The organism is Curtobacterium sp. MCLR17_054 (genome assembly GCF_003234335.2).
GTDB lineage: Bacteria > Actinomycetota > Actinomycetes > Actinomycetales > Microbacteriaceae > Curtobacterium > Curtobacterium flaccumfaciens.
Map to the genome: position 1 here is coordinate 1434537 of NZ_CP126263.1, position 23135 is coordinate 1457671.

Annotated in this window: 20 protein-coding genes and 1 pseudogene; 9 read left to right on the top strand and 12 right to left on the bottom strand. The window is 68.9% G+C overall.

Annotated features, from left to right (window positions below):
• The first annotated feature begins 3 nt into the window (after window positions 1-3).
• Window positions 4-3498 (top strand): TM0106 family RecB-like putative nuclease, encoded by a 3495-nt coding sequence (locus tag DEJ08_RS06890; RefSeq protein WP_111055037.1) that lies wholly within the window; start codon window positions 4-6, stop codon window positions 3496-3498.
• An 11-nt stretch (window positions 3499-3509) separates the two neighbouring features.
• Here DEJ08_RS06890 and DEJ08_RS06895 read toward each other — a convergent pair whose 3' ends face one another.
• The 6 genes from DEJ08_RS06895 to DEJ08_RS06920 form a co-directional block, all read right to left on the bottom strand.
• Entirely contained in the window at window positions 3510-4196 is a 687-nt protein-coding gene (locus tag DEJ08_RS06895; RefSeq protein ID WP_111055036.1) for a hypothetical protein, read from the bottom strand.
• 548 nt (window positions 4197-4744) lie between these two features.
• Window positions 4745-5170 (bottom strand): SseB family protein, encoded by a 426-nt coding sequence (locus DEJ08_RS06900; protein WP_146248523.1) that lies wholly within the window; start codon window positions 5168-5170, stop codon window positions 4745-4747.
• A 95-nt stretch (window positions 5171-5265) separates the two neighbouring features.
• Entirely contained in the window at window positions 5266-6069 is an 804-nt protein-coding gene (locus DEJ08_RS06905) for an SDR family oxidoreductase (RefSeq protein ID WP_111055034.1), read from the bottom strand.
• A 160-nt stretch (window positions 6070-6229) separates the two neighbouring features.
• On the bottom strand, window positions 6230-6895 hold the full coding sequence (locus DEJ08_RS06910; RefSeq protein ID WP_111055033.1) for a GOLPH3/VPS74 family protein: 666 nt from the start codon (window positions 6893-6895) through the stop codon (window positions 6230-6232).
• A 77-nt stretch (window positions 6896-6972) separates the two neighbouring features.
• The gene (locus DEJ08_RS06915) at window positions 6973-7764 is read right to left on the bottom strand and encodes an HNH endonuclease family protein (RefSeq protein WP_258367181.1); all 792 of its coding nucleotides are present in this window, start codon (window positions 7762-7764) and stop codon (window positions 6973-6975) included.
• A gap of 289 nt (window positions 7765-8053) precedes the next feature.
• Window positions 8054-11476 (bottom strand): DEAD/DEAH box helicase, encoded by a 3423-nt coding sequence (locus tag DEJ08_RS06920; RefSeq protein WP_146248522.1) that lies wholly within the window; start codon window positions 11474-11476, stop codon window positions 8054-8056.
• Between the two features lie 122 nt (window positions 11477-11598).
• Here DEJ08_RS06920 and DEJ08_RS06925 point away from each other — a divergent pair, with 122 nt between their 5' ends.
• Together DEJ08_RS06925 and DEJ08_RS06930 are read left to right on the top strand one after the other, a co-directional pair.
• Window positions 11599-11796 carry a hypothetical protein gene (locus tag DEJ08_RS06925; protein ID WP_027465181.1) on the top strand — a complete coding sequence of 66 codons (198 nt, stop codon included), beginning with the start codon at window positions 11599-11601 and terminating at the stop codon, window positions 11794-11796.
• Window positions 11797-11912: 116 nt separating this feature from the next.
• Complete coding sequence (locus DEJ08_RS06930) at window positions 11913-12914, top strand: AraC family transcriptional regulator (protein WP_111055030.1); 1002 nt, start codon at window positions 11913-11915, stop codon at window positions 12912-12914.
• Window positions 12915-13355: 441 nt separating this feature from the next.
• Here DEJ08_RS06930 and DEJ08_RS06935 read toward each other — a convergent pair whose 3' ends face one another.
• The gene (locus DEJ08_RS06935; protein WP_111055029.1) at window positions 13356-14324 is read right to left on the bottom strand and encodes a hypothetical protein; all 969 of its coding nucleotides are present in this window, start codon (window positions 14322-14324) and stop codon (window positions 13356-13358) included.
• A 73-nt stretch (window positions 14325-14397) separates the two neighbouring features.
• On the opposite strand from DEJ08_RS06935, the pseudogene DEJ08_RS06940 reads away from it, so the two are divergent.
• The 3 genes and pseudogenes from DEJ08_RS06940 to DEJ08_RS06950 all read left to right on the top strand — a co-directional run.
• Window positions 14398-14907, top strand: a pseudogene (locus DEJ08_RS06940) (GntR family transcriptional regulator); the annotation flags it as partial.
• 157 nt (window positions 14908-15064) lie between these two features.
• Window positions 15065-16069, top strand: a complete 1005-nt coding sequence (locus DEJ08_RS06945) for a site-specific integrase (RefSeq protein WP_181439030.1) — start codon at window positions 15065-15067, stop codon at window positions 16067-16069.
• 14 nt (window positions 16070-16083) lie between these two features.
• Complete coding sequence (locus DEJ08_RS06950; RefSeq protein ID WP_111055026.1) at window positions 16084-16389, top strand: hypothetical protein; 306 nt, start codon at window positions 16084-16086, stop codon at window positions 16387-16389.
• A gap of 20 nt (window positions 16390-16409) precedes the next feature.
• Here DEJ08_RS06950 and DEJ08_RS06955 read toward each other — a convergent pair whose 3' ends face one another.
• Window positions 16410-17135 (bottom strand): hypothetical protein, encoded by a 726-nt coding sequence (locus tag DEJ08_RS06955; RefSeq protein ID WP_146248521.1) that lies wholly within the window; start codon window positions 17133-17135, stop codon window positions 16410-16412.
• Window positions 17136-17157: 22 nt separating this feature from the next.
• Here DEJ08_RS06955 and DEJ08_RS06960 point away from each other — a divergent pair, with 22 nt between their 5' ends.
• Window positions 17158-17475 carry a hypothetical protein gene (locus tag DEJ08_RS06960; RefSeq protein WP_111055023.1) on the top strand — a complete coding sequence of 106 codons (318 nt, stop codon included), beginning with the start codon at window positions 17158-17160 and terminating at the stop codon, window positions 17473-17475.
• 247 nt (window positions 17476-17722) lie between these two features.
• Here DEJ08_RS06960 and DEJ08_RS06965 read toward each other — a convergent pair whose 3' ends face one another.
• Together DEJ08_RS06965 and DEJ08_RS06970 are read right to left on the bottom strand one after the other, a co-directional pair.
• The gene (locus DEJ08_RS06965) at window positions 17723-18439 is read right to left on the bottom strand and encodes a hypothetical protein (RefSeq protein ID WP_146248520.1); all 717 of its coding nucleotides are present in this window, start codon (window positions 18437-18439) and stop codon (window positions 17723-17725) included.
• Between the two features lie 60 nt (window positions 18440-18499).
• Window positions 18500-19699, bottom strand: coding sequence for an acyltransferase family protein (locus tag DEJ08_RS06970; protein ID WP_111055020.1), 1200 nt, complete (start codon window positions 19697-19699; stop codon window positions 18500-18502).
• A 183-nt stretch (window positions 19700-19882) separates the two neighbouring features.
• On the opposite strand from DEJ08_RS06970, the gene DEJ08_RS06975 reads away from it, so the two are divergent.
• The gene (locus tag DEJ08_RS06975; protein WP_284180517.1) at window positions 19883-20389 is read left to right on the top strand and encodes a hypothetical protein; all 507 of its coding nucleotides are present in this window, start codon (window positions 19883-19885) and stop codon (window positions 20387-20389) included.
• Between the two features lie 90 nt (window positions 20390-20479).
• Here DEJ08_RS06975 and DEJ08_RS06980 read toward each other — a convergent pair whose 3' ends face one another.
• Both DEJ08_RS06980 and DEJ08_RS06985 read right to left on the bottom strand, forming a co-directional pair.
• Window positions 20480-20908, bottom strand: a complete 429-nt coding sequence (locus DEJ08_RS06980; RefSeq protein WP_111055018.1) for an acyltransferase — start codon at window positions 20906-20908, stop codon at window positions 20480-20482.
• 180 nt (window positions 20909-21088) lie between these two features.
• On the bottom strand, window positions 21089-22510 hold the full coding sequence (locus tag DEJ08_RS06985; RefSeq protein ID WP_111055017.1) for an amino acid permease: 1422 nt from the start codon (window positions 22508-22510) through the stop codon (window positions 21089-21091).
• A 76-nt stretch (window positions 22511-22586) separates the two neighbouring features.
• Between DEJ08_RS06985 and DEJ08_RS06990 the strand changes: the two genes are divergently transcribed.
• A complete protein-coding gene (locus tag DEJ08_RS06990) occupies window positions 22587-23087 on the top strand; it encodes a DUF427 domain-containing protein (RefSeq protein ID WP_071247210.1) in 501 nt (166 codons plus the stop codon).
• Window positions 23088-23135: the final 48 nt, after the last annotated feature.

Below are 23135 nucleotides of genomic sequence, written 5' to 3' on the forward strand. Positions count from 1 at the left end.
CGCATGCAGATCGGCGTCGATGGGCACGTGCTGCTCAGCCCGAGTGACCTGAGCACGTGGTCGGCCTGCGAGTGGGCGTTCCTTCGCCGCCTCGACGCCAAGCTCGGTCGCGGGGAAGCCCTGCCCGACGTGCACGACGACATGCTCGAGCGCACGGCTCGGCTGGGGGACCAGCACGAGCTCGACTACCTCGACATCCTCAAGCAGACCCGCGCCGTCGTCGAGTTCGACCGCCCCGCCCCGCCGGACTACGTACGCGCCGCAGCCGAAGCACGACAGGCCTTCGCCGACGGTGCCGACGTGCTCTACCAGCCGACGTTCCACACAGCGCCGACGGCAGACGCCCCCGGGTTCATCGGCTTCGCGGACTTCATCATCCGCAACGACCGCGGCGAGTACGAGGTCTACGACACCAAGCTCGCACGCCACGCCAAGATCAGCGCCCTGCTGCAGCTCGCCGCGTACGCCGAGCAGATGCAGGCGCACGGCATCCCCACCGGGCAGCAAGTGCACCTGGTGCTCGGCGACCGGACGACCACCACGCACGACCTCGCCGACATCGCGCCGGTGTACCGCACGCAGCGCGCCGAGCTGCAGCGGGTCATCGCCGAGCGCATCGCTGCCGACGAGGCCCTGCAGTGGGGTGACCCGCGGTACTCCAGCTGCGGGCGCTGTGCGATCTGTTCGACCCAGGTGGCCGAGCACCGCGACCTCGTCCTCGTCGCGGGCATGCGCCTCGACCAGCGGGCGAAGCTGATCAAGCACGAGGTGCGGACGATCGACGACCTGGCGGTTCGAACCCGGGCAGTGCCGGGCTTGTCCCGCGCGACGCAGGATCGGCTGGTACGTCAGGCGAGCCTCCAGATCGAATCGGAAGACGCGCGACGGAAGGGCGCCGACGGGCCGGGCCGGCCCGTGAAGCCGCGCTTCGAGGTCCTCGACGCCCGTGCGCTCGACGCGATCCCGGCACCCGACCCGGGAGACGTCTTCTTCGACTTTGAGGGCGACCCGCTGCACACCGAGGACGGCGTGCACTGGGGCCTCGACTACCTGTTCGGCCTGGTCGACGACCGCGCTGAGTTCACCGCGTTCTGGGCGCACACCATCCGCGACGAACGAGTCGCGCTGGAGCAGTTCCTCGCGTTCATCGAGGCCCGGCGGCAGCAGTACCCGGGCATGCACATCTACCACTACGCGGCCTACGAGCGGACGCACCTGCTGTCGCTCGCCGCCCGGCACGGCGTGGGTGAAGAGGCCGTCGACGACCTGCTGCGCGCCGGGGTCCTGGTCGACCTGTACCCGATCGTCCGGAAGGCCCTGGTCGTCGGCAGCCACAGCTACTCCATCAAGAAGCTCGAACCGCTGTACATGGGCTCGGACCTGCGCGAGAGCGACGTCACGAACGCCGCGGACAGCATCACCGCCTACGTCGACGCGATCGACGAGCTCCGGAACGGCGACGCCGCCGAGGGGCAGCGGATGCTCGACCAGGTCGCCGACTACAACGCCTACGACTGCCGCTCGACCCTGCGCCTGCGCGACTGGCTCCGCTCGCTGCGTACCGACGACCCCGATGCGGCCGACCCCGCGCTCGAGCTCGAGGTCCCGCCGATCCCCGTCGAGCGCGAGCCCAATCCGGTGTACGTCGCGCTCGCCGCGCAACTCGAGGACGTCGACGCCCTCGACCGCACCCCTGACCAGACCGCGTTGGCGCTCGCCGCAGCCGCGATCGACTACCACCGCCGCGAGGCCAAGACCTTCTGGCAGGACCACTTCGACCGCCTGCGGAACCCGGTCGACGACTGGGCCGACACGCGTGACGTCCTGGTCGTGGAGCGTGCGTCCGTCGAGCGCGACTGGGACACGCTGCCGCGTGCCCGCTCGCAGTCGCGGGAACTCCGGTTGTCGGGGACGCTCGCGCCCGGCTCGCGGCTCCGGCCTGGAGGCACGCCCCACCTGGTCTACGACGACCCGCTTCCGCCATCGGTCGCCTCACCGGGCCCCGGGTCGAAGGGCGCGTCGTCGCGCGCCGTGATCGTGGACGTATGGGACAACGGCGATGCCGTCGAGGTCCTTGTGAAAGAGGGACTGCCCGTCGGTGGCGAACCGCACCACGAGTTCCCGGTGGCCCTCGCCCCGTCGGCACCGCCCCGCGCGAAGCCCCAGCCCGAGGCGATCGCCTGGTGGGGTCAGGCCGTGCTCGACGAGCTGCCGGCGATGCTGCCCGACCCGGCGCACGACCTGCTGCGTCGGGTGCCCCCGCGTGGCCCGATCGTCCCGGTGCAGGGCGACGACACGGTGTCGGCGGTGGTGTCAACGTTGCTCGACCTCGACCGGTCGTACCTGGCGATCCAGGGCCCTCCCGGCACGGGCAAGACCTACGTCGGCTCGAACGTCGTCGCCCGGCTCGTCCGCGAGTACGGCTGGCGCGTGGGGGTCGTCGGCCAGTCACACGCGACGTCGGAGAACTTCCTTGCCTCCGTGGTCAAGGCCGGCGTCCCCGCGGACCGCGTCGTGAAGGTGCCGAAGTCCGGCGCGACCGAGGACGAGCTCGACGCCGCGGCGTGGACCCCCGTGAAGAACGGTGCCGCGGTCGCCGCGTTCCTGTCCTCGTGCGAGTCCTCGGGCACCGGCGGTGTCGTCGGTGGCACGGCGTGGACGTTCGCGAACGAGTCGACGATCGAGCGCCGTTCCCTCGACCTGCTCGTGGTCGACGAGGCCGGGCAGTTCTCCCTCGCCCCGACCATCGCGTCGTCCGTCGCCGCCACGCGGTTGCTGCTGCTCGGGGACCCCCAGCAGTTGCCCCAGGTGTCGCAGGGCTCCCACCCCGAGCCCGTCGACCAGTCCGCGCTCGGCTGGCTCGCAGACGGCCAACACGTCCTGCCGCCCGAGTTCGGCTACTTCCTCGCCCGCACCCGCCGCATGGAGCCCGCGCTGACCGAATCCGTCTCGGCCCTGTCCTACGACGGGCAGCTCGCCTCGATGGTCTCCGGGCGGCACCTCGACGGCATCGACGCGTGTGTGCACCCCGTGCCGGTCGTGCACGCGGGCAACACGACGTCCTCTGCTGAAGAGGCCGCCCGGGTCGTCGCGCTCGTCGGCGACGTCGTCGGCCGCACCTGGACCGACGGTTCCGAAACCCGTGCGCTGACCGACGAGGACGTCATCGTGGTGGCGCCGTACAACGCGCAGGGGGCACTGATCCGGCAGGAGCTCGACCGCGCTGGCTTCACCGGCACCCAGGTCGGCACGGTCGACCTGTTCCAGGGACGAGAAGCTGTCGTGTCGATCGTGTCCCTGGCGGCGTCGAGTGCGGCGGACATCCCGCGCGGCCTCGACTTCCTGCTCATGCCGAACCGGTTGAACGTGGCGATCTCGCGGGCGAAGTGGGCGGCCTACCTCGTGCACTCACCGGCGCTGAACACGGGGCTGCCCCCGTCGATCGCGGGACTCTCGCTGTTGTCCCGCTTCATCGAGCTCGTCGAACCGCGCCGCTGACCAGCGGGAAGTCAGCCCGACTCGACGGTGCCGATGGTCGAGCTGTAGGTCGCCACCGCCCCGAACTGTGCTCCGATGATCGTGACGGTCCACGCGGTGCCGTCCGGGGCGACGGAGTACAGGACGCGTGCGCCATCAGGAACGGCAACGAGCCCGGTGCCGTCGGGCAGGAGGATCCGCTCCGGCGCGGTCATCCCGACGGACAGAGTCGACGGGTACGGACCGGTGCCGAACCTCTGCTCCATGACGAAGGCGAGCGTGCCGGCGCTCTGTACGACGGCCGACCGCTCGGTCTCGACAGTCGCCGGAGCTGGCGGCGCGGCAGGTTCCGGCGTAGCTGCCGGAACAGCAGACTCCACCGGAACAGCGACGGCCGGGCGTTGCGGGATCGCAACCGGTCCGACTGCAGCGCTCCGGCCATCGAGGGGGAGCGAGAGTGCTGGCAGGTGGACACCGGAACCGGCCAGAGCAGACCCGATGACCGCGTACGCCATGAGCGCCGTCCCGACGCTGCCGAGGATCGCACCTCCGCGACCGAACGCCCGCGCAGTGGCCGAGCCCCATCGTGCTGTCTTGATCGCCTGCACGCCGAAGACGATCGCCGAGATGCCGATCGTCGAGACGATGAAGCCCGTCTGGATCCCGGACTGTTGCGGCTCGACGAGTGCGATGACCACGCTGCCGAAGCCGAGCAGCATCGCAAGGGTCGCGAACGCCCAGGGCCTCGTGCGCCGGCGTGGCTTCGCGTTCAGCAGCGGTGAGGGTGCGTGGAGTGTCGGCAGCCGGCGAGCACCGCTTCGCGAGGGTCCTGACGAGTACTCCGGAGGGGACCAATCTCGTGGTCCTGGCCCGCCCAACGGCATCGTCGTTCCCCCGTCTGCTCAGTACGACGGACCCATCTTGATCGGCGACGCCGACGTGAGCGATCCCCAGAACTGGGTTGATGGGCTGGCCAGGAGGGAAGGTGGCAGACCGCTACGATGACGCGGACATCGGCACCGGATGCCCTCGGCCTCGGGTAGGTCATCCGACGGACGAGGTCGCAGGGTTGGGCGGTCGCTGTGGGCACCGCGACCGTCATGGCGATCGTGGTGTCCGTGCCCTGTGTGGTCGTCGCGGAGCACGCTGGGTGAGTCAGCGCTGCGTGACGGTTCTGGTTCACGAACCCCGGGGTTCGTGAACCAGAACCGTCACGCAGCGGAAAACGCCCCGCACTCGCCCGGAGCGGACGGTGAGACGGAGCGGGTCAGTCGTCGCTGGTCGGGACGCCGCTCTGCATCTGCACCCGCATCTGGGCGAGGACATCCGCGTGCAGGAAGTTCGCCTCGGCCGCGCTCGTGGGGTCGACCACGATGCCGAACTGTTCGGGGAGCGCGGACACGAGCTCGGACATCGGCACCGGACGCCCCTCGGCCTCGGGCAGACCGGCGGCGAGTTCGGCCGGGTCGGTGAAGACGGGCACGAAGGGCTTGTCCCGGATCATGACGTGGGCGACGCTGCCGGCCTCCGGAGCGCCCGCCGGCTTCCAGGGGACCCACGCCGCGCTGCGCAGGAAGCCCGCGGGCGAGGCCGCCATCCGGCGGCGGAGTTCGGCGGCAGCGGTCGGCGGGGCCTTGTCGACCCCGCGGCCGAAGGCTGACCCGTTGGTCTGATCGGTACTCACACCAGCCATGCTGTCACGGTCGGCGCACACGGCGGGGCCGAGCCGCGCCTCCAGGCCGAAGCCCGGCGGACGCGGACGTGCGCCGGGCGTCGGAGGTGACGGACTCAGTACGCGGCCGACTGCCCGCCGTCGATCGGGACGACCGTCGCGTTGACGTAGGACGCGTCGTCGGACAGCAGGAAGGCGACGACGGCGGCGATCTCGGGAGCCTCGCCGTAGCGCTTCGTCGGGTTGACCTGGATGAACTCCTCGGCGGCCTTGCGCGGGTTCTCCGCGTCGAGCTGCTTCATCGAGTTCTCGACCATGGGCGTCCAGATGGCACCGGGGGCGACGGCGTTGATGCGGATGCCGTAGCGGCCGTACTCGACGGCGGAGTTGCGGGTGAGGCCGACGACGCCGTGCTTGGCGGCCGCGTACCCGGACTGGTTGCCGATGCCGCGGATGCCGCCGACGCTCGCGGTGTTCACGACCATGCCGGAGCCCTGCTCACGCATGACCTTGAGCACCTTCTCGAGGCCGAGGAACACGCCGCGGAGGTTGATCGACACGACGCGGTCGAACTCGGCGGCGGTGAAGGACTCGGTGGGGTTCTGCTTGCCCTCGATGCCCGCGTTGTTGAAGAAGCCGTCGATGCGGCCGAAGCGCTCGGTGGTGGCGGTGACGTAGGCGTCGACCTGGGCCTCGGCGGACACGTCGGCGACGGTCGTCAGGACCTGCGCGTCCGGGGTGGCCTCGAGCACGGCGGTCTTCGTCGCCTCGAGACCCTGCTCGGAGACGTCGACGAGGGAGAGCGCAGCGCCCTCGGCTGCCAGGCGGACGGCGGTCGCGCGGCCGAGGCCGGAGCCGCCGCCGGTGATGAGGACGACGCGGTCGGCGAAGCGGGTGGTGCCGGTGGTGGTTTCGGGCATGGTGGGAGGCCTCCTGAGGTCTTCGACGGTGAAGGGCTCGGGGTCCGCGGTGGGGCAGCGAGTCCGATCGATGCATCTGCATTGAGATGCCTAGACTACACCTGTCGTTTAACCGCGGAGTCAGCAGGCGACCAGCACCCGCACCATCGCGCTGCCTGCCTCAGCTCGTGACGATCGAGGTCGCCGTCGCCATGGTCGCCGCCATGATCACGACCATCGTCGCGGCCTCGATCTCCTCGAGCACGGCCTTCACCGCCGGGCTCGCCCAGGTACCCGAGGTGATCCCCTTCACCAGGTCCTTGTCGACGGCGCCGAACTGCTTGCGCAGGGTGTTCGTCGCGTCGAGCAGGCCGATGACCGCGGCGGAGAACGGCGTGGGTCCTGCTCGGCCAGCCAGCACGTCCCCGATGCCGGAACGCAGCAGTGCCTCCGGGGCTCCGTCCCGCTCCGGGTGCTTCGTGGTGGGGAAGAGGCCGAGCACCTTGCCCTGCTCGACGCTGATGATGCCCCTGGCGACGAGGCCGGCGAACACGTCGTCGCGCAGCCGCTGCTTGCCGAGTCGGCTCACCCACCACTTCGCCTTGCGCGGTGCACCGGCCGCTGCGATGGAGCCGACCACGCCGTCGAGCACGGGGTCGCCGGTTGCGGCACCGTTCACGACGGCGACGAGTCCGTCCTGCAGCGAGACGGCACCGCGCAGCGCGAGATCGGCGAGGACGGCCCCCGCGAGACCCGTGTCGAGCGTCGAACCATCGAGCGCGTGGCGTCCGTCGGGCTCGACCTGCAAGAGCGCGAATGCCTGTGGGACCGTGAGTTGCTCAGCCATGCCCGCAGCCTGCCACGCGGGGCGGAGGTGCGCCGGGCCTCCGAGCCGACACCCAGCGGCGCCGGACCCGCCCGACGTCAGCAGGCGTCCAGCACCCGCACCATCGCGTCCCGCTCCGCCGGAGCCACCCACAGGCGGTACTTCGCCTTCACCGTGACCTGGTGCTCGATGTAGGTGCAGCGGAACGCCTTGTTCGCGGGGAGCCAGGTCGCCGCGTCGCCGGAGCCCTTCTGCGAGTTGGACCGGCCGTCGACGGCGAACAGGTTCACCGGGTCGTTCGCCATCGCATGCCGCTCGGTTTCGGTGAGCCGCTGGGCCCCGGTGCGCCAGGCGTTCTCGAGCGCGACGACATGGTCGATCTGCACGAGGGTCGAGGTCGTGTTGCCGCGCACGAAGTCCACCGTCGCGCCGGTGTACGGCGAGACGAGGGTGCCCGTGAGGACCTTGCAGCGGCCCTCGCGGGTGATGTCGGCGAGGTCGCGGGCGAGGACGTCGTTCCGGGTGTCGCACCCGTTGTGGTCGACGTCCAGCCAGGCGCTGCCGAAGTCACCGGTGCGGTCGTAGCCGGTGCCGGCGGCCTTGCCCTTCACGGGCAGGTCGGCGAGCTGGGTGCGTGCGCGGACCGCGTCGGCGTCGGTTCCGCGGCTGACGGTCGGACTGGAGGCGGGGGTCGCCCCCGAAGACGCCTGCTGCGGTCCGATGGTGGTCGTCTCCCCGGCCGTGGGACCGCCCGCCGCGGTCGTGCCCGCCGCGTCGGCGTCCGACCCGAGGACGCCGGACGCGTCGAGCGCGTACCCGCCGACGGCGAGGGCCAGGACGACGAGGACGGAGGACAGGGTGATGCGGCTGCGGCGTCGGCGGGACGTCATGCGGTGGGACTCCAGGTGGTGCGGGGCGGAACGTGGTGCGGGTCCCGCGGTGCGGTGGGACGGGTCTGGCGAGACAGGGACGATCATCTCGTGCGTGACCGACATACCGGGACGGCGCGCGCGGCACGGTGCGGGGTTGGTCGGTGTGTGCGGTCGGGGTTGTTCGGTGCGGGGTTGTGGCGTGGCACGGGGCGGGCAATCTCGCACGGGTTGGCGGATTTCGCACGGTGCGGATCTGGCGCGGCAGCGCAGCGGCGGGCGAACAGCGGGGGAGCCGGCGGGCGGCGGGTCAGGTCAGCAGCGAGCGGATGTCGTCGGCGGTCAGGTCGTCGGCGAACAGGGCGTCGTCGTCGATCATCGTGGCGAACAGTTCGGCCTTGCGGGCGGCGAGGGCGAGGACCTTCTCCTCGATGGTGTCCTCAGCGATGAACCGCTGGACGCTGACCGACCGGGTCTGCCCGATGCGGTGCGTGCGGTCGACGGCCTGGGATTCGGCGGCGGGGTTCCACCACGGGTCGAGGACGAACACGGTGTCCGCCTCGGTCAGGGTGAGCCCGAACCCGCCCGCCTTCAACGAGATGAGGAACGCCGGGGCGGTGCCCTGCCGGAAGCGCTCGATGACCTCGGGGCGCTTGCGGGTGGAGCCGTCGAGGTACTCGTAGCCGATGCCTCGGGCGTCGAGGGCGTCGGACACCATCCGCAGGAACGAGGTGAACTGGCTGAACACCAGGGCGCGACGGCCCTCTGCTGCGAGCTGTTCGAGTTCGTCGAGCAGCAGGTCGAGCTTGGCGGAGGGGATCGGGGTCGAGCCCGACGTGACGTCCGAGTCCGCTGACGCCGACCCGGACGACACCAGCGCCGGCGACAGCGCGAGCATCCGCAGCAGCGTCAGCGACCGGAACACGATCATCCGGTTCTTCGACAGGTCGTCGATCAGGTCGAGGACCTTCAGGCGCTCCCGGTTCAGGGTGCGCTCGTACAGCTCCCGGTGCCCGGGGTCGAGCGTGACCCGGACGACTTGTTCTTGCTTCGGCGGCAGGTCGGCCGCGACGGCCTCCTTCGTGCGGCGGAGCATGAGCGGCCGGATCCGTCGGCGCAGCCGCCCGGTGAGTTCCTGCCGGGCCTCGCCGCGGAGCTCGGGCGAGGCGAGGGGCTTCACGTAGTCGTCGCCGAACCGGGTCCAGGTGGACAGCAGTCCCGGCGCGACGATGTGGAACAGTGCCCACAGGTCCGTCAGGCCGTTCTCGAGGGGGGTGCCGGTGATCGCGAACTTCACCGGTGCCTGCAACTCCGAGGCGACGCGGTGGGTCTGTGACTGCGGGTTCTTCACGAACTGGGCCTCGTCGAGCACCAGCGCCGACCACGGCAGGTCGGTCCAGGCGCGGGCGTCGAGCCGGAGCAGCGCGTACGAGGTGACGACGATGTCCGACGCAGCGGCGGTCCGGGCGACGAGCCCGGGGTCCTTCAACGATGTCGAGGTCACCGTCGCGACCCGCAGCGACGGCACGAACTTCGCTGCCTCGGCGGCCCAGTTGCCGACGACCGACGTCGGTGCGACGACCAGGAACGGGGGCGCGTCGGGCTCCGCGGCACGACGGGCAGCGACCATCGCGAGCACCTGCAGGGTCTTGCCGAGCCCCATGTCGTCGGCGAGCACCCCGCCGATGCCGTGCGTCACCAGGAACGACAGCCACGCGTACCCGGCGTGCTGGTACGGCCGCAGGTCGGCGTGCACGGTGTCCGGCACGGGGACGTCACCCGGGGGAGTCGCCCCGAGCAGCCCCGAGGTGATCGCCTGCCACCGCTCGTCGTGCGAGGTCTCGTCGGCCAGCAGGTCGAACTCGGTCCACAGCCCGGCGTGCAGCGGCGTGACGGCGATCGGCTGGTCGGGTTCCCACTCGTCCAGGTCGCGGGCCTCGTCGATGAGCTCCTTGAGCCGGTCGAACGCGGGGTCGGCCAGCGACAGGTACGAGTTGTCGACGAGCTTGAGCCGTCGCTGCCGACCCGCGAGCGCGGTGAGCAGCGGCGTGAAGGGGATCTGCTTGCCGTTGACGCTGACGATGATGCCGAGGTCGAACCAGTCGTGCTTGTCCGACGGCATCGTCGTGACCCGGATGTGCGGCCGCCCGCTCAACCGCTCGTAGTCGAGCCGCTCACCCTGCACGACCGTGCGGACGCCGAGCGACGGCAGCTCGGGCAGGAACTCGTTCGCGAACACCGCGACGTCGGCCCCGTCGATGGTGCCGTCCTGGAACCAGTCCAGTCCGCCACCGGGTCCGGCAGTGCGGACGGGAGGCCCGACCTGCGTCGCGTCGTCGGCCGGCGTCGTCGACGTGGTCGGCTCCACTGCCGCGGCCGGGTCTGCGACGGGAGTGTCGTCGGTGCCCGTCGGATCGTCGGCGGCACGGAGCCCGGACAGGTCGGGGAGCGGGCCGTGCAGGGACACCGGGTCCTTCCGGCCGTCGACGTGCCAGCGCCAGTGCAGGTGCACGCGGTCGTCGGTGCGCGGCGCTCGGGCCGGCTCGAAGGTCGCGGTGAGCACGAGCTCCGGCGGGGTGCGCTCCGGCAGCTCCACCGAGCCGTCGGAGCTGACCAGCCCGAGGGCACCGCGCAACCGGGGTGACCAGTCGGCCAGGAACTCGTCGACCTCGGCGGTCGGAACGGTGATCCGGGTGCCCTCGACGAGCATGCGGCGCTGGTCCTCGGGCACCGGCGCCGGGGTCGGGGCGACGGCGACCGTGAACTCGGGGCTCTCGCGGAACACGTAGACGCCGTGGTCGCCGATCATCCGCGCGGCTCCGGGCACCACGGGGCGGCCGTCGAGCACGGCACTCGCACCGATCACCACGGCGTCGTCGTGCCGAGCGACGTCGAGCAGCACCTGCGCCTGCGTGCCGAGCACCGCACCGCCCTCGCGCTTGCCGGTGACGAACGCGATGTCGAGCGCCGCGGCCTGCTGCAGGAGCGGCCAGAGCAGGGGGCTCCGGAAGTCGTCGAGGTGCAGCCAGTCGCTCTCACCCGGCAGCCCCGCGAGCTGCCCGGCGCGGTGCAGGGCAGCGAGCTGCAGGAACCAGGCGTGCTGCTCGGCACCGACGCCGAGCCGGTTCTGCGAGTAGGGGAGCGTGCCCCAGGTCAGCTGCCCGCGCACCCAGTTGCCCGCGTCGCTGCGGGTCACCGGCCGGACGCCGAGCCGCACGCTGCGCGACGGCGCCGGCAGGGCGCGGCCGGCGGCGCGGGCGCGCGAGGCGAGCTTCGCGGGGACCGCATCACGCAACTCGAACTGCAGTCCCATCCGGGTGCCCTGCGGGGTGGGCGCCCGCTCGTCGTCACCGGCGAGGCGGGCGAGGTCGTGCCTCCAGTCCGAGGGCGGCGGAGCCGGCGTTTCCGGGCGTGGGCCGGCGTTCGCGGCGAGGGCGCGGGCGTTGATGGTGAGGAGCGCGGCCGCGACGTGCTTGCAGTCGCCGCCGAGCGGGCAGCTGCAGGTGCTGCGGACCGGGCGGACGAAGTCGCCGCGCGCCGGGGTGGTGTCGACGCGGAGTTCGTACGGGTCGTCGGCGGTGCCGGACACGATCGCGGTGACCGTGCGGTCGTCGTCGTGCCAGGTGGCGTCGTCGACCAGGCCGGCGCGGACGACGTCGCGTGCGCGGCCGAAGGTCTGCGGCCCGACGAAGCGGATGACGTCGACGGCGTCGATCATCGGGGCAGCAGGCACGGGACCATCGTGCCAGTCGCCACCGACGATCCGAGCCGCCACCCTGTGCGACGGACATCTGACAGGACTACCGTCCTACTCGGAGCGCGACGACTGCGGTCCACGGAACCGATTGGAAACGCATGCCGGACCGACTGCGGTGGGTACGCGATTCAGCCGACCACTGGAACGGGTGGATCGACGCCGAGGTCGTGTGCGACATCACCCGGACCGACACGTACACCGTCGATTCCCCGGACCACTCGTTGACCGGCGGGCACTCGTCCTTCGAGAGCGCGGCGGCTCAGGTGCACGGCTGGGTGCGCTGGACCGGCCGTTAGGCCGCGGAACGCAACCCGGTTGTACGTCCACCCGCTGCTCCCTAGCGTGAGAGGGCAGGCCGGGGACCACCCGGAGGTGACCACACCGCTCTGCTCCAGGAGAGAGAGGTGTTCCCATGACCGACACGACCGAGTCGCAGGCGCCCGCTCCGGGTTCCGATCCTGCTGCGCGCCCCGCTTCGCCGCGTTCGCTCGTCGCCGTGGCCGGTCAGGACACCGACGAAGCCATCAGCTCGCTCGCCGGCATGTACGCCGGCAAGGCCTGGTACTCCCGCGCCCTCGACCAGGAGTACTGGTTCAAGTACGTCGGTGTCGGTGACGAACGACTGAGTGTCCGCCGTTCCCAGATGCACGGCTACCTGCGCGGTGACGTCGCCACCGAGGGCGAGGTCGTCGTCCAGTGGCTCGAACGCGGCGAGGCCCGCGTCGACGTCGGCCGCGACGAGGTCCGCATGCAGCCCGGCGTCCCGACGCTGTTCCCCGTCGAGCGCCGGTTCGAGATGGAGTACCAGGACTGGGACCAGCGCCTGGTGCACCTGCGCCGTGACCTGGTGCTCGACGTCGCCGCCGAGGACCACCTGGTCGACGGCACCATGGCGTTCGACACCACGACGACGCCTGACTCCGCAGCCCTGGGCCTGTGGCGGACCGCCGTGTCCGGCGCGCTCCGTGCGCTGCGCGAGGAGGGCGACGAGTCCCTCGCCTGGCACGAGGCGCAGCGTGACGTCGCCCGGGCCCTGTTCCGCATGTACCCGCTGCAGGCCGAGCGGTTCCCCGCGGGCTACGGCACCCGCAGCGACGGACGGCTCCGGGCCGCGGTCGAGTTCATCCAGGCGCACGCCCACCAACCGCTCACCGTCGCCGACATCGCGCAGGCGGCCGGGCTGAGCATCCGTGGGATCCAGGAGTCGTTCCAGCGGGCGTTCGAGCGCTCGCCGATGACGTACCTGCGCGAGGTGCGGCTCGGACGGGTGCACGAGGAACTGCGGATCCTCGACCCGCAGGCGACCTCGGTGGCGGACGTCGCCCGGCGGTGGGGCTTCGCGCACATGGGGCGGTTCGCGTCGGTGTACGCGGCCCGGTTCGGGGAGTACCCGCGGGAGACGTTGCGGCGCTGAGGGGCGCGGGCGTCGGCTGTGCTCAGCGCTCCGTCGGCTGCGCTCAGCGCTTCGCCGGCTCGGCCAGCTTGCTGTGCTTCCGCGAGTACCCGAAGTACACACCCGGGGGTGAAGGTGGGTGATGGCTCGTGGTGTGATCGCTGATTTGGCGCGGATCGACCTGGTGCTGGTTGTGGCTGGTTCAAGTGCTGGAGTGGAGCTGGTGCGGACTTGCTGCGGACTCGAGCGCTCAGCAAAAAGCTGCCCCCTCCGTCAGGGACGGAGGGGGCAGCTTCGAGCTGTGTCAGTTGGGCCGGTGAGTGCCAAGCGAGATCGCTTGCGCTCGCAACCATGCGCGCCGTTCGGCGTCACGCCGCTCCGCTGTGGTGCGGGCGTCGTTTGTGGGACTGGATGACTTGTCGGTGTGACCAGACGTCGTGTGTTGGATGCTCGTCATGCGTCTCACGTCCTCTCAGTGTCCGTGTCGTCTTCGTACAACGTAATCGCACCGTGCGACAAATCGCCGCCGGCGGCCAGAGTTTTCAGCGTGCGAGCTCCTGTATCCGATGCGAGGACTAGGGCCATCGCTCGAGCCATGGCAACGATCACGGAGCGCTGAACCTCCCCGATCGAGCCAGCGGCGGCGTTGTTCACGCTCAGGACGCCGAACACCACCCCGTGCGCTTTGACGGGAACAGTGAGGAACGTGTCGTACCGCACGTTCTCCCACACGAGGTCAGAGACGACGTCCGGGTAGTTGTGGACATCAGGGTGCTCGTCTGGTTGGTCAAGAAGACGCCAGATGTCGTGGTGTGCGTTCTCAGACTCGCGCCACGGCCTCTCGGGCTTGTCGCGCCTACCCACGGTCGCTCCGTGCTTCGGGTCTCCGAGTACGCGATTGCCGGGTATGCGGGACAGCAAGGTGTAGTAGGTCGCCCGCGTGTTCGGCCCAATCGAGTTGGCTGCGGATCGAGCAAGCTGACGCCTGAGCGCGAGGATCTCAGTGGACCGGGATGACGCTTCTAGGAACATCACTTCGATCGCCTCGAGCATGAAGATGTTGAGCTCCGAGACCGAACGCTCAGCGGTGGCAACACTGCCGGTGTACTCGAGCATCGCCGCATCTTTCGCCTCCTGCAGCTCAGCGTCGGTCTTGCGTCTCGCTGCGCGCTTGTCGAAGTCGTCCCCGATCCGGTCGAGAGCCACAGCGGCAGCAGCTAAGCAGATGCTCACGATCACGACGGGCGTCGTCCACCCTCGCGGTACCCCGTCGTCGTCGACGAAGATTTTCGGCAGGAGACCGATGGCCACCGCTGTCAGAGCAATGAAGCCACTGAGGACGTAATTCTTCCGGAGGGCTGTGGCTAGCGGTCCGAAGAGGTCAAGGAGAGAGTCCGACCACTTTCGTGTGTCGGCGTCGTTCGACACCATGGCCGAAGCATGACAGCGACTCAGCTCCCCGGCAACACGCTGTCCCCGCCGACTCCTTCGCGATGTCGTCTACGAACAGATGCGCACCGCCATCGAGAACGGGACGCTCGAGGCCGGCGAACGCCTCAACGACGAGGAACTGACGAGCTGGCTCGGTGTCTCACGCACGCCTGTGCGTGAAGCGATTGCTCGGCTCGAGTCCGAAGGTCTCGTCGAGATGGCCGCGAACCGGTACACCCACGTCGCCGCGCTCTCCGGATCCGCACACGACGAAGCCGCCGTGCTTCTGGCTGCGCTCCACACCTGGGCAATCGAACACGCCGACCAATCAACTGCAGAAGCACGCAAGGCAGCGGCTGCGGCGGCAACCAAGCTCATCACTTTCCTCGAGGCGCAAGATGTCGAGGCGTACCGCGCGCTCCAGGACGCAGCTGCGTCGTTGATCGCGGAACTCAACAACGACCTGCTTGCCGGCACGGAAACCGCAATTCGAGGCCGCGTGAAGTTCCATGCTGCAGCCGCCGAAGCGAACATCGACTGGGTTGCTTCGACCGCGACTGCTCAGGCCCTAGCGGAGCGCTGACGTTCATCCCCTGGACGCGACCCAAAGGGTGATCGGCGGGGGAGTTACGCAACCGATACCAGCTTCGATCGGCGCGCCCGCGCGGAAGTGGCACAAGTGACATTTGACTCCGAGGTTGTCGTGGCCCGACGCTCAGGGCACGACCTGGCACGAGCTCGTGAGCGGACTCAGCGTTGAGCACCGCGCTGCACTCGCTGCCGCTCTCGCGGACATAGCAGTCGACGACGGGCAGCCGCTCGAGTCGTGGCTGCGGGACTGGTTCCCCAACATCCACTCGAAGAAGATCGCCCCGAAGACCATCGCGTCGTACCGGACCTCGATCGAGCAGTACATCGTGCCGGCGATCGGAACCGTTGGACTCCGCGCGCTCACGCCAAGTCACGTCGGACAGGTCGAGCAGTTCATCCGTGGTCGCGGGCTCGGTGGCGCCACTGCGCAGCAGGCGCACCGAGTGCTGTCTCTCGCGTTGCGTGACGCTGTCCGATACGAGCACATCCCGCGAAACGTCGCGACTCTGGTCGGAACACCTAAGAAGAAGCCAGCGCAGCTGGTTGCCCTCACCGCGGACGACGGAGCACGGATCCTCGAGACAGTGCAGCACGATCGGGTCGGCTCCCGCATCGCTGCAGCCCTGCTCACGGGTGCGCGGCAGGGGGAGCTCCTTGGTCTCGAGCTCGACCGTGTCACCGACGAGCTCGACCTGTCGTGGCAGTTGAAGCGGTTCTCGTGGTCGCATGGCTGCATGAGGCACTCGTCTGGCGGGCCGCGCCGCGGCGGGCGGCAGGGGGCGAAGTGTCCCGAACGGCATCTGGACGCTCCGGAGGATCAAGAGTTCCGGCACCTGACTGGTGGGCTGTGGTTGTCCCGGCCGAAGTCCGCTGCAGGTTGGCGTGTGGTGCCGCTGGTGGATCCGTTGCGGTCGATCATCGAACGGCGTGTGCAGGTTGCTGCGGAGGAACCGAACCCGCACGGACTGCTGTGGACGTCGGACCGGAAACGCACTCGGCAGGGCGACGCCCTTGCCCTCGATGGGTCTCCGATCGATCCGCGTGACGACAACCGCGCTTGGCACGCCTTCGATGAGTCCGTCACCTCCGCGTGGCGAGTCACCGTGATGCCGGCCGGCGGGTTCGACGCGGTCGAGGCCTCGCCAGCCGAGTAGCCGATACCGAATGGGTGACGAAAGTACCGGGCACCCTCCGATCGACCGAGACGCAAGAGTCCGAAGGCAGCGGCGACAACATCAGCGAAGCACGCCAGGCCGCGATCGCTGCGCTGAACCTCGACGGGTTCGAGCTCCAGCCGGCGAACACAGTCACGAGCAAGGCGACGGGGGAGACCACCATCAAGGCTCGGGCCCGGTCGACCGCGACGAAGCCGCACGAGGCCAGCGGTGCGAACTACTCGGCTGGACTTCACGCCTACCTCACGTCGATCCCCGACGGATGGCAGTCGCAGAACCTACGAGAGATCCGCGGCTAGTCAGCAGTCCGCCGGCCGTCTCACGCCGAGCGCTTGCGAAATCCCAACCATGCGAGGAAGCGCCGCCCGACCCAGGACTTTGGCTGCTCCAGAGGAACCTCGGCTAGGTTCTCGTCAACGGCTTCAGCCTCGGTTGGAAGCCAAATCTTGTGCAGGGCGTTGATCGCGTCCCGATCTGAAGCGGAAACCGGGCTACCAGCTAAGAAGGTGGAGAGTACGCCGGCCAAGCGACGCACCACGTCTCGGCGCATGCTCGGCGTTCGAGTCTGAGTGCCATACCCCCAGTCGACGGTAGCGAGTGCCGTGGCAGTCCCCCTCTCGAGGAGGTCGCGACGTTCCTCGTCGTTCAGCTGTCCGGCGTACTGCAGCTCGAGCTTCGCCATAGCCTCCTCAAACTCGTGACCGAGGAGATCGCGAGTTCTGACGGCCTGCGGTGGTATCGATCCTCCCTCGGGTACACCTTCTCGGCGCTTCCACTGATCCGCGAGCTCATCCGAGCGAAGAAGATGCTGGTACGCACTGAGGGCGACGTCCAGAGCCGCTTGCCCCGCTTCTCTAGCTCTCTGTTCGCGCAGGTCCTCAGCCGCACGGGCGCGAGTGGACTCAGCTTTGTTGCGGTCGCGGCGGTCGCTCAGGGTGTCTCGGAGGACGTTGGCGAACAGTCCCAGCAGCACGCCCGCGACAAGGGAGAATGAAGCCCCCGCCTTGCCGATGAGCTCAGCAAGGCTCTTGAGGAACTCTTCCATCCCTGAACGGTACTGCCTGTCAGTGGCGGTCGTCGCCATGGACGTCATGGCCGAGCACAAGTGGGCGCCGCCCGAGCATCAGGACGTTCCCGTCTACGCCGCCGTGTCGTTGCCGCTCGACGAGATCGGTGAGCCGGCAGCGATCGATGCCCCGGTGCCCGTGTGGATCAACCGGTTGGTTTTCGACCAGATCGGGGAGCTCCCGAGAATCAAGGCGTTCGCCGTCGCCCAGTCCGACGTCGCGGTGTACGCGGAGATCGCTTGGCAGGGACGACTGCAGCGCGCCTGGGTACCCCGCTCGAGCGTGAGCCGTCGCACACTGGCACCGCGCCGAGACTGATGGCACGACGACGCCGGGATCGGTGGGCGCTAGGCCCGGCCTTCTCGCTCCCGGAAGCAGCACGGGGCGGGCCCGACTACGACGTCGTACCGTCCGACCCCGTACTCGCTTGGCTGCAGTTCCCCGACCGCATCCTGGAGACCGAGGCGCGCGTCATCGCCTACACGGAGCGCGCGCTGCTCGTCAAGTGGGGGTTCGGTCAAGCCCCCGAATGCGCGTGGGTGTGGCGGGACGCCGTGACCCGCATTCAGACGAGGTCGATACCGGAGACCTTGTAGAAGAGGACAGTGAGCAGTACACCGAGGAGCGTGCCGACACCCGTTGTCATGAGCCCTGCTTTCACACTTAGGGCTGCCGCACGGAACTCGGCACGTGTCCCAGCGCGAAAACGGTGGGTGGGGACCTCTCGTGCGCTGCGTTTTGCAAGTGCGCGAGTGCCAACGACACCAGCCCCCGCCGCGCCCGCTGTCAGGATCGACCCGAAGGTGGCCAATATGCCGTCGAGGTCACCGACGATGAGTTCAGCGATCCAAAGCCCCACGAGAGCGGCGCCGGCCAGAGCAGGGAGTGCCGCGCAGACCCTCCACCACGAAATGAGGCGACGGCCCTCTGCGCGCAGGTACGTCGACAGATCCCGCCGGAAGTCGGCGTCGTTAGCCGCGATCTCCGCGGGCCAACCTTCTGCGAATGAGACAGCCGCCCCAGCCCCACTCACCGACAGCCGTCGGCGTTCCGCCGAACTAAGGTTCACCACCTCGTCGAGCGAGACGTCGCGGGTCATCTCGGACGCTTCGGACCCTTTGCCGATTGGGGGGTGAACACTAATCCGGATCGTAATGTCCTGATGTGGCGGCGCCGTTTCCGGTCGGTTGGGGTCGACGAACCGCTGCAACTGCAACCGCATCAGCGCCACGACGCCCTCCACGACGTCGATGTCATACAAGCGTGCGCCGATGGTGTCCACGGCGCCCTCGGTCCGCAGATCTATCCCGAACAGCCAATCCCACATAGGAGCGAACCTAGCTCAGCCACGACGGGGAGGGGGTGTAGACGGACAGGCCGACCCCTTCGAGCTGTCGGCGGACGTCTCGTTGTGCGTGGCCAGCGGTTTACTCGGTCGCGATAGGCGGGTAGGGAGCAATGACCGTCGAAGTTGCCTCTCCACTGGGCGTTCAAAGAACCGGAACACCAGGCCTGACAGCGCCACACAGATGAGGATCACGCCAGCCAGGAGCGCGATGCCGACGGCGAGCGGTACGTCGCTGCCGACTACCTGAATCACGGCGGTGATTACGAGCATCTGCAGCAGGTACAACGCGAACGACCACTCTCCGAGAGCGACATGCGCCCGGTCCCGAAGACCGAACCGCGCGCCCGTCAAGTCAGCAGACGCTGCGGCGACGACCAGCACCAGCGAGGCCGGTAGGAAGGCCAAATCGAGGAGACCGTACGGCAGCGTGGCGAGTCCCACCTTGTCCGCGAGAAGCGCGTTCACCCCAGCCACCGCGGCGTACCAACCAACGGCCGCGGCCAACGCGGCCCGAAGCCCGATGTTGGGCCTCCACCCTGCGCGGAACTCGGCGGCGACAAGGATGCCGAGAACGAACTCACCCAGCCTGTACAACGGGTTCGTGTACGAGCTCACGACCGCCGTGTCGGGGACGTCCAACCGAGTCAAACCGAAGTAGCCAACGTTCCAGAACACCATCACGGCGACGACCCCCAGCGCGACCACGATCCGCTGACGGCGCGCCATGCGCATCAGCGGCGCGATGAGGAACGGGAACAGCAGGTAGAAGAACATCTCAACGGACAGCGACCAGCTCGGCCCGTTCCCGCCAGCCCGCCACTGCTCCGGGCCCCAGGCCTGGAGCAGCGGAACCGATATCACGACGCTCGTCCAGTTGTACGCGCCAGCGAGAGCTGAAAGCACCACTGCCACCACGAGCGTCACGAGGTGAAGCGGGTAGATTCGCGCGAACCGTTTCGCCCAGAAGTCCCGTTTCCGATCGGCCGGACGCCACGTCCACGCGAGGATGAAGCCGGACAGCACGAAGAAGAAGCCGACGCCGACGGCGCCGATCTCTGCGAGCTCCGACACCACGGGCATCGGCGCGAACCGAGGCACTGCGTGACACAGCAACACCGCGAATGCCGCGTAGAAGCGCAGCCCCGTCAGACTGTCGAGCCGAGCCCGATGAGGCTCGATGTTCAGCGACGTCATTCGTTGCCCCCACGTGTCAAAGTTGCGCTGAATCTAGCAGCAGGATGAGCGGTCCTCAGCACGCCTAGTGAACATGATCACCGCCCTGAGCCCCCACTAAGAACAGGTTTCGTGATACTGGTCGGAGGTGGAGGTCTTCTCCCTCACCTCGACACACTCCTAGGATCACGGTAGGAGGACATGATGGACCTGGCGGGGCTTGCGGCGCTGTTCGGACTGCCCGCTGCCCTCATCGCGGCTTTGTGGCCCGGCCTCATCGAGCGGAGCGCGCTTGCACAGCTGGAACGGTTCCAAAAGTCGCGCGCGGGGTTGAGCCCCACAGGCGAGGAGCAAACAATGCTCGACGCGGTGCAGAACAGAATGGTGCGCCGACTGGCCTACCGCGTCCTAGCTCCGAAGCACATGCTGCTCTTAATCGGGGGGTGCGCATTCTTCGTTGTAGGCATCGTTGAAGTCGGACTGGTTGTCTGGTGGGAGTTCCAGGAAGTACCGATCTACAACAACCAGAACTGGTTGAGCCATCTCTTCTTGGGCAATGCACCGCTTGATCCCTGGTACTTCAAGCTGTGGGTCAACCTGGCATATGCAGCGTTGTGCGTCACAGCAGGCGTCATCCAACTTCTCGCGCGCCGCACTCTCAGGGCCGTTCACATCGAGGAACTGGTCGCCGCGGGCACCGTTATCCGCTGAACGGATCCCTTCGAAGCTTCGATCCCGGCGAAACAGAGGGAGGGCCCCGCGGGTTCCCGAGGAAACCCGCGGGACATTCGTCTGTGGTCGTCAGCCCCAGTTGCGGTCGCCGACCTTCTTCGCGGGATTGCCAGCCCACACCTCACCGGCGGGAACGTCCTTGGTGACTACCGAGTTCGCGCCGATCACGGCGCCTGCGCCGATGTGACGGTCACGCGTTCCCGTGAGGATCACGGCACCGGTGCAGAGGATCGCTCCGTCCCCGATGTAGGTGTCGCCCGGGTATGACCCGTCGAGGCGCGCTCGGCCGATCGTGACGTGGTGGTAGATCCGCACGTCGTCGCCGATCTTTACTCGAGGGTGCAGGACCGTGCCGACACCGCGGTGCTCGATGGTCAGACGCTTCCCCACTTCGATCGACGCAGGGCAGTCGAACCCCATCGCGTAGCCGACCTTGCGGAGCAGGCTGCCGACTACAGGCACGCGCCGGTAGTCGACGATCATCGAGGTCATCCCCATGATGGCGAGACTACTTCACCATGAGGGCGCGCTCAGGTTCAGCTGAACGACAGAAGACCCCCTCGAGTTCCCGAAGGCACCCGAGGGGGTCTTGTCGTGCCGGCAACGGCGTCAAATTCCCCTGCACGCCGCGACCCGCCCTTATGAGCTCGACCGCGGATTCTGCGGACGAGTTGCGGGCTACGGGGTCTTAGGCGCCTCGGTCCCCGCGAGCTTGCTGTGCTTCCGCGAGTACCCGAAGTAGACGCCGAGCCCGATCGCGAACCAGATCGCGAACCGCACCCACGTCTCCCACTGCAGGAACGTGACGAGCCACAGCGACGCGATGACGCCGATGATCGGGATGACGGGCATGAACGGCAGCCGGAACTGGCGGTCCAGGTCGGGCTGCCGGTAGCGCAGCACCACCACGGCCGAGCACACCACCACGAACGCGAGCAGGATGCCGATGTTCGTGAGCTCCGCGACGACACCGATCGGCAGCACCCCGGCCAGGATCGCCGACGCGATGCCGAGGATCCACGTCACCCGGGTCGGCACGTGCCGCTTCGGGTCGGTCTTCGCGAACCACTTCGGCATCAGGCCGTCGCGGCTCATCGAGAACCAGACGCGCGAGGCACCGAGCATGAACGTCACCAGCACCGTGACGATGCCGACGATGGCACCGATCGCGATGACGTTGGCGACACCGCCGAGCCCGACCGACGCGAACGCCGACGAGAAGCCCGAGGCGGGGTCGATGTCGGTGTACTTCTGCATCCCCGTGAGCACGAGGGTCGCCAGGACGTACAACACCATCGAGATGCCGAGGGACAGCAGGATCGCCTTCGGCATGTGCTTGCGGGCGTCGGTGGACTCCTCGGCGGCGGTGGACATGGCGTCGTAGCCGAACACGGCGAAGAACACGGTGGCTGCACCGGTCATCACGCCGCCGAAGCCGAACGGGAAGTACGGGGAGTAGTTGGCGCTGTTGATGTGGAACACGCCGAGCACGACGATGAGCACGACGAGCGCCACCTTGATCCCGACGGCGACGAACTCGAACCGGGCGGCGCTGCGGATGCCGCGCGTGAGGACGAACGCGGTGAGCAGGCACAGCGCGATCGCGAAGACGTCGATGACGTGGCCGTCACCGGTGCCCGGGGCGCCGAGCATCCACGCGGGCAGGTCGATGCCGAACTGACCGACCAGGAACCCCACGTAGCCGGAGATGCCGATCGCGACCACCGCCACGATCGCCGTGTACTCGAGCAGCAGGTCCCAGCCGATGAACCACCCGACGATCTCGCCGAGCACCGCGTAGCCGTACGTGTACGCGCTGCCCGCCTTCGGGATGAGCCCCGCGAACTCGGCGTACGACAACGCGGCGGCGGCGCTCGCGACCCCGGCGACCAGGAAGCTGATCAGCACCGCGGGTCCGGCGACGCCGTTCGCGACGGTGCCGGCGAGGGTGAAGATGCCGGCCCCGATGATGCCGCCGATGCCGATCGCGGTGAGCTGCCAGAGGCCGAGGTGCCGTTTCAGGCCGCCCTCGCCCCCGGCCTCGTCATCGATCGTGTCGATGGGCTTCCGTCGGAACAGGGTGCGTGTCGTCGTCGTCACCCGCCCATGGTGCACCCGGAGACGATCGTGCGCACGCACGCGGCTGCACCGCAGGCACCGGGCGTACACCTGGAGCATGCGCCACCCGAAGAGGACCGAGCCCGGCCCCGGCCAGGAGTCCGTCTGGGACTACCCCCGCCCACCCGCCGTCGAGCGGGTCACCGCACGCGTCGTCGTCCGTCTGGGCGGCACGGTCGTCGCCGACACGACCGATGCCGTCCGCGTGCTCGAGACCTCGCACCCGCCGGTCTACTACCTGCCGATGGCCGACCTGGCCGAGGGCGCGTTGGTCAAGGCACCGGGTTCGAGCATGTGCGAGTTCAAGGGCCTGGCGCGCTACTTCGACGTCGTGGGCGGTGACGGGACGGTCGCGAGCCGTGCCGCCTGGAACTACCCGACACCGGTCCCGGGCTACGAGTCGCTGCGGGAACGCGTCGCGATCTACCCGTCGGCGATGGACTCGTGCGAGGTCGGCGGCGAACGGGTCCAGGCCCAGGACGGCGACTTCTACGGCGGCTGGATCACGGCGGACATCGTCGGGCCGTTCAAGGGCGCACCCGGCACGCTCGGCTGGTGACCCGGCGTCGTCAGGCAGGGCGGCCCTGACCCGGACCGACTCGTTCCG

Excerpts from the sequence above, each read along its gene's own strand:
- DEJ08_RS06970 (WP_111055020.1), bottom strand. The coding sequence starts at position 19,699 with ATGACGTCGCTGAACATCGAGCCTCATCGGGCTCGGCTCGACAGTCTG.
- DEJ08_RS06925 (WP_027465181.1), top strand. The coding sequence starts at position 11,599 with ATGCCGGACCGACTGCGGTGGGTACGCGATTCAGCCGACCACTGGAAC.
- DEJ08_RS06955 (WP_146248521.1), bottom strand. The coding sequence starts at position 17,135 with ATGGAAGAGTTCCTCAAGAGCCTTGCTGAGCTCATCGGCAAGGCGGGG.
- DEJ08_RS06895 (WP_111055036.1), bottom strand. The coding sequence starts at position 4,196 with ATGCTGCTCGGCTTCGGCAGCGTGGTCATCGCACTCGTCGAGCCGCAA.
- DEJ08_RS06935 (WP_111055029.1), bottom strand. The coding sequence starts at position 14,324 with ATGGTGTCGAACGACGCCGACACACGAAAGTGGTCGGACTCTCTCCTT.
- DEJ08_RS06890 (WP_111055037.1), top strand. The coding sequence starts at position 4 with ATGCAGATCGGCGTCGATGGGCACGTGCTGCTCAGCCCGAGTGACCTG.
- DEJ08_RS06905 (WP_111055034.1), bottom strand. The coding sequence starts at position 6,069 with ATGCCCGAAACCACCACCGGCACCACCCGCTTCGCCGACCGCGTCGTC.
- DEJ08_RS06900 (WP_146248523.1), bottom strand. The coding sequence starts at position 5,170 with ATGGCTGGTGTGAGTACCGATCAGACCAACGGGTCAGCCTTCGGCCGC.
- DEJ08_RS06915 (WP_258367181.1), bottom strand. The coding sequence starts at position 7,764 with ATGACGTCCCGCCGACGCCGCAGCCGCATCACCCTGTCCTCCGTCCTC.
- DEJ08_RS06930 (WP_111055030.1), top strand. The coding sequence starts at position 11,913 with ATGACCGACACGACCGAGTCGCAGGCGCCCGCTCCGGGTTCCGATCCT.
- DEJ08_RS06975 (WP_284180517.1), top strand. The coding sequence starts at position 19,883 with ATGGACCTGGCGGGGCTTGCGGCGCTGTTCGGACTGCCCGCTGCCCTC.
- DEJ08_RS06990 (WP_071247210.1), top strand. The coding sequence starts at position 22,587 with ATGCGCCACCCGAAGAGGACCGAGCCCGGCCCCGGCCAGGAGTCCGTC.
- DEJ08_RS06980 (WP_111055018.1), bottom strand. The coding sequence starts at position 20,908 with ATGGGGATGACCTCGATGATCGTCGACTACCGGCGCGTGCCTGTAGTC.
- DEJ08_RS06910 (WP_111055033.1), bottom strand. The coding sequence starts at position 6,895 with ATGGCTGAGCAACTCACGGTCCCACAGGCATTCGCGCTCTTGCAGGTC.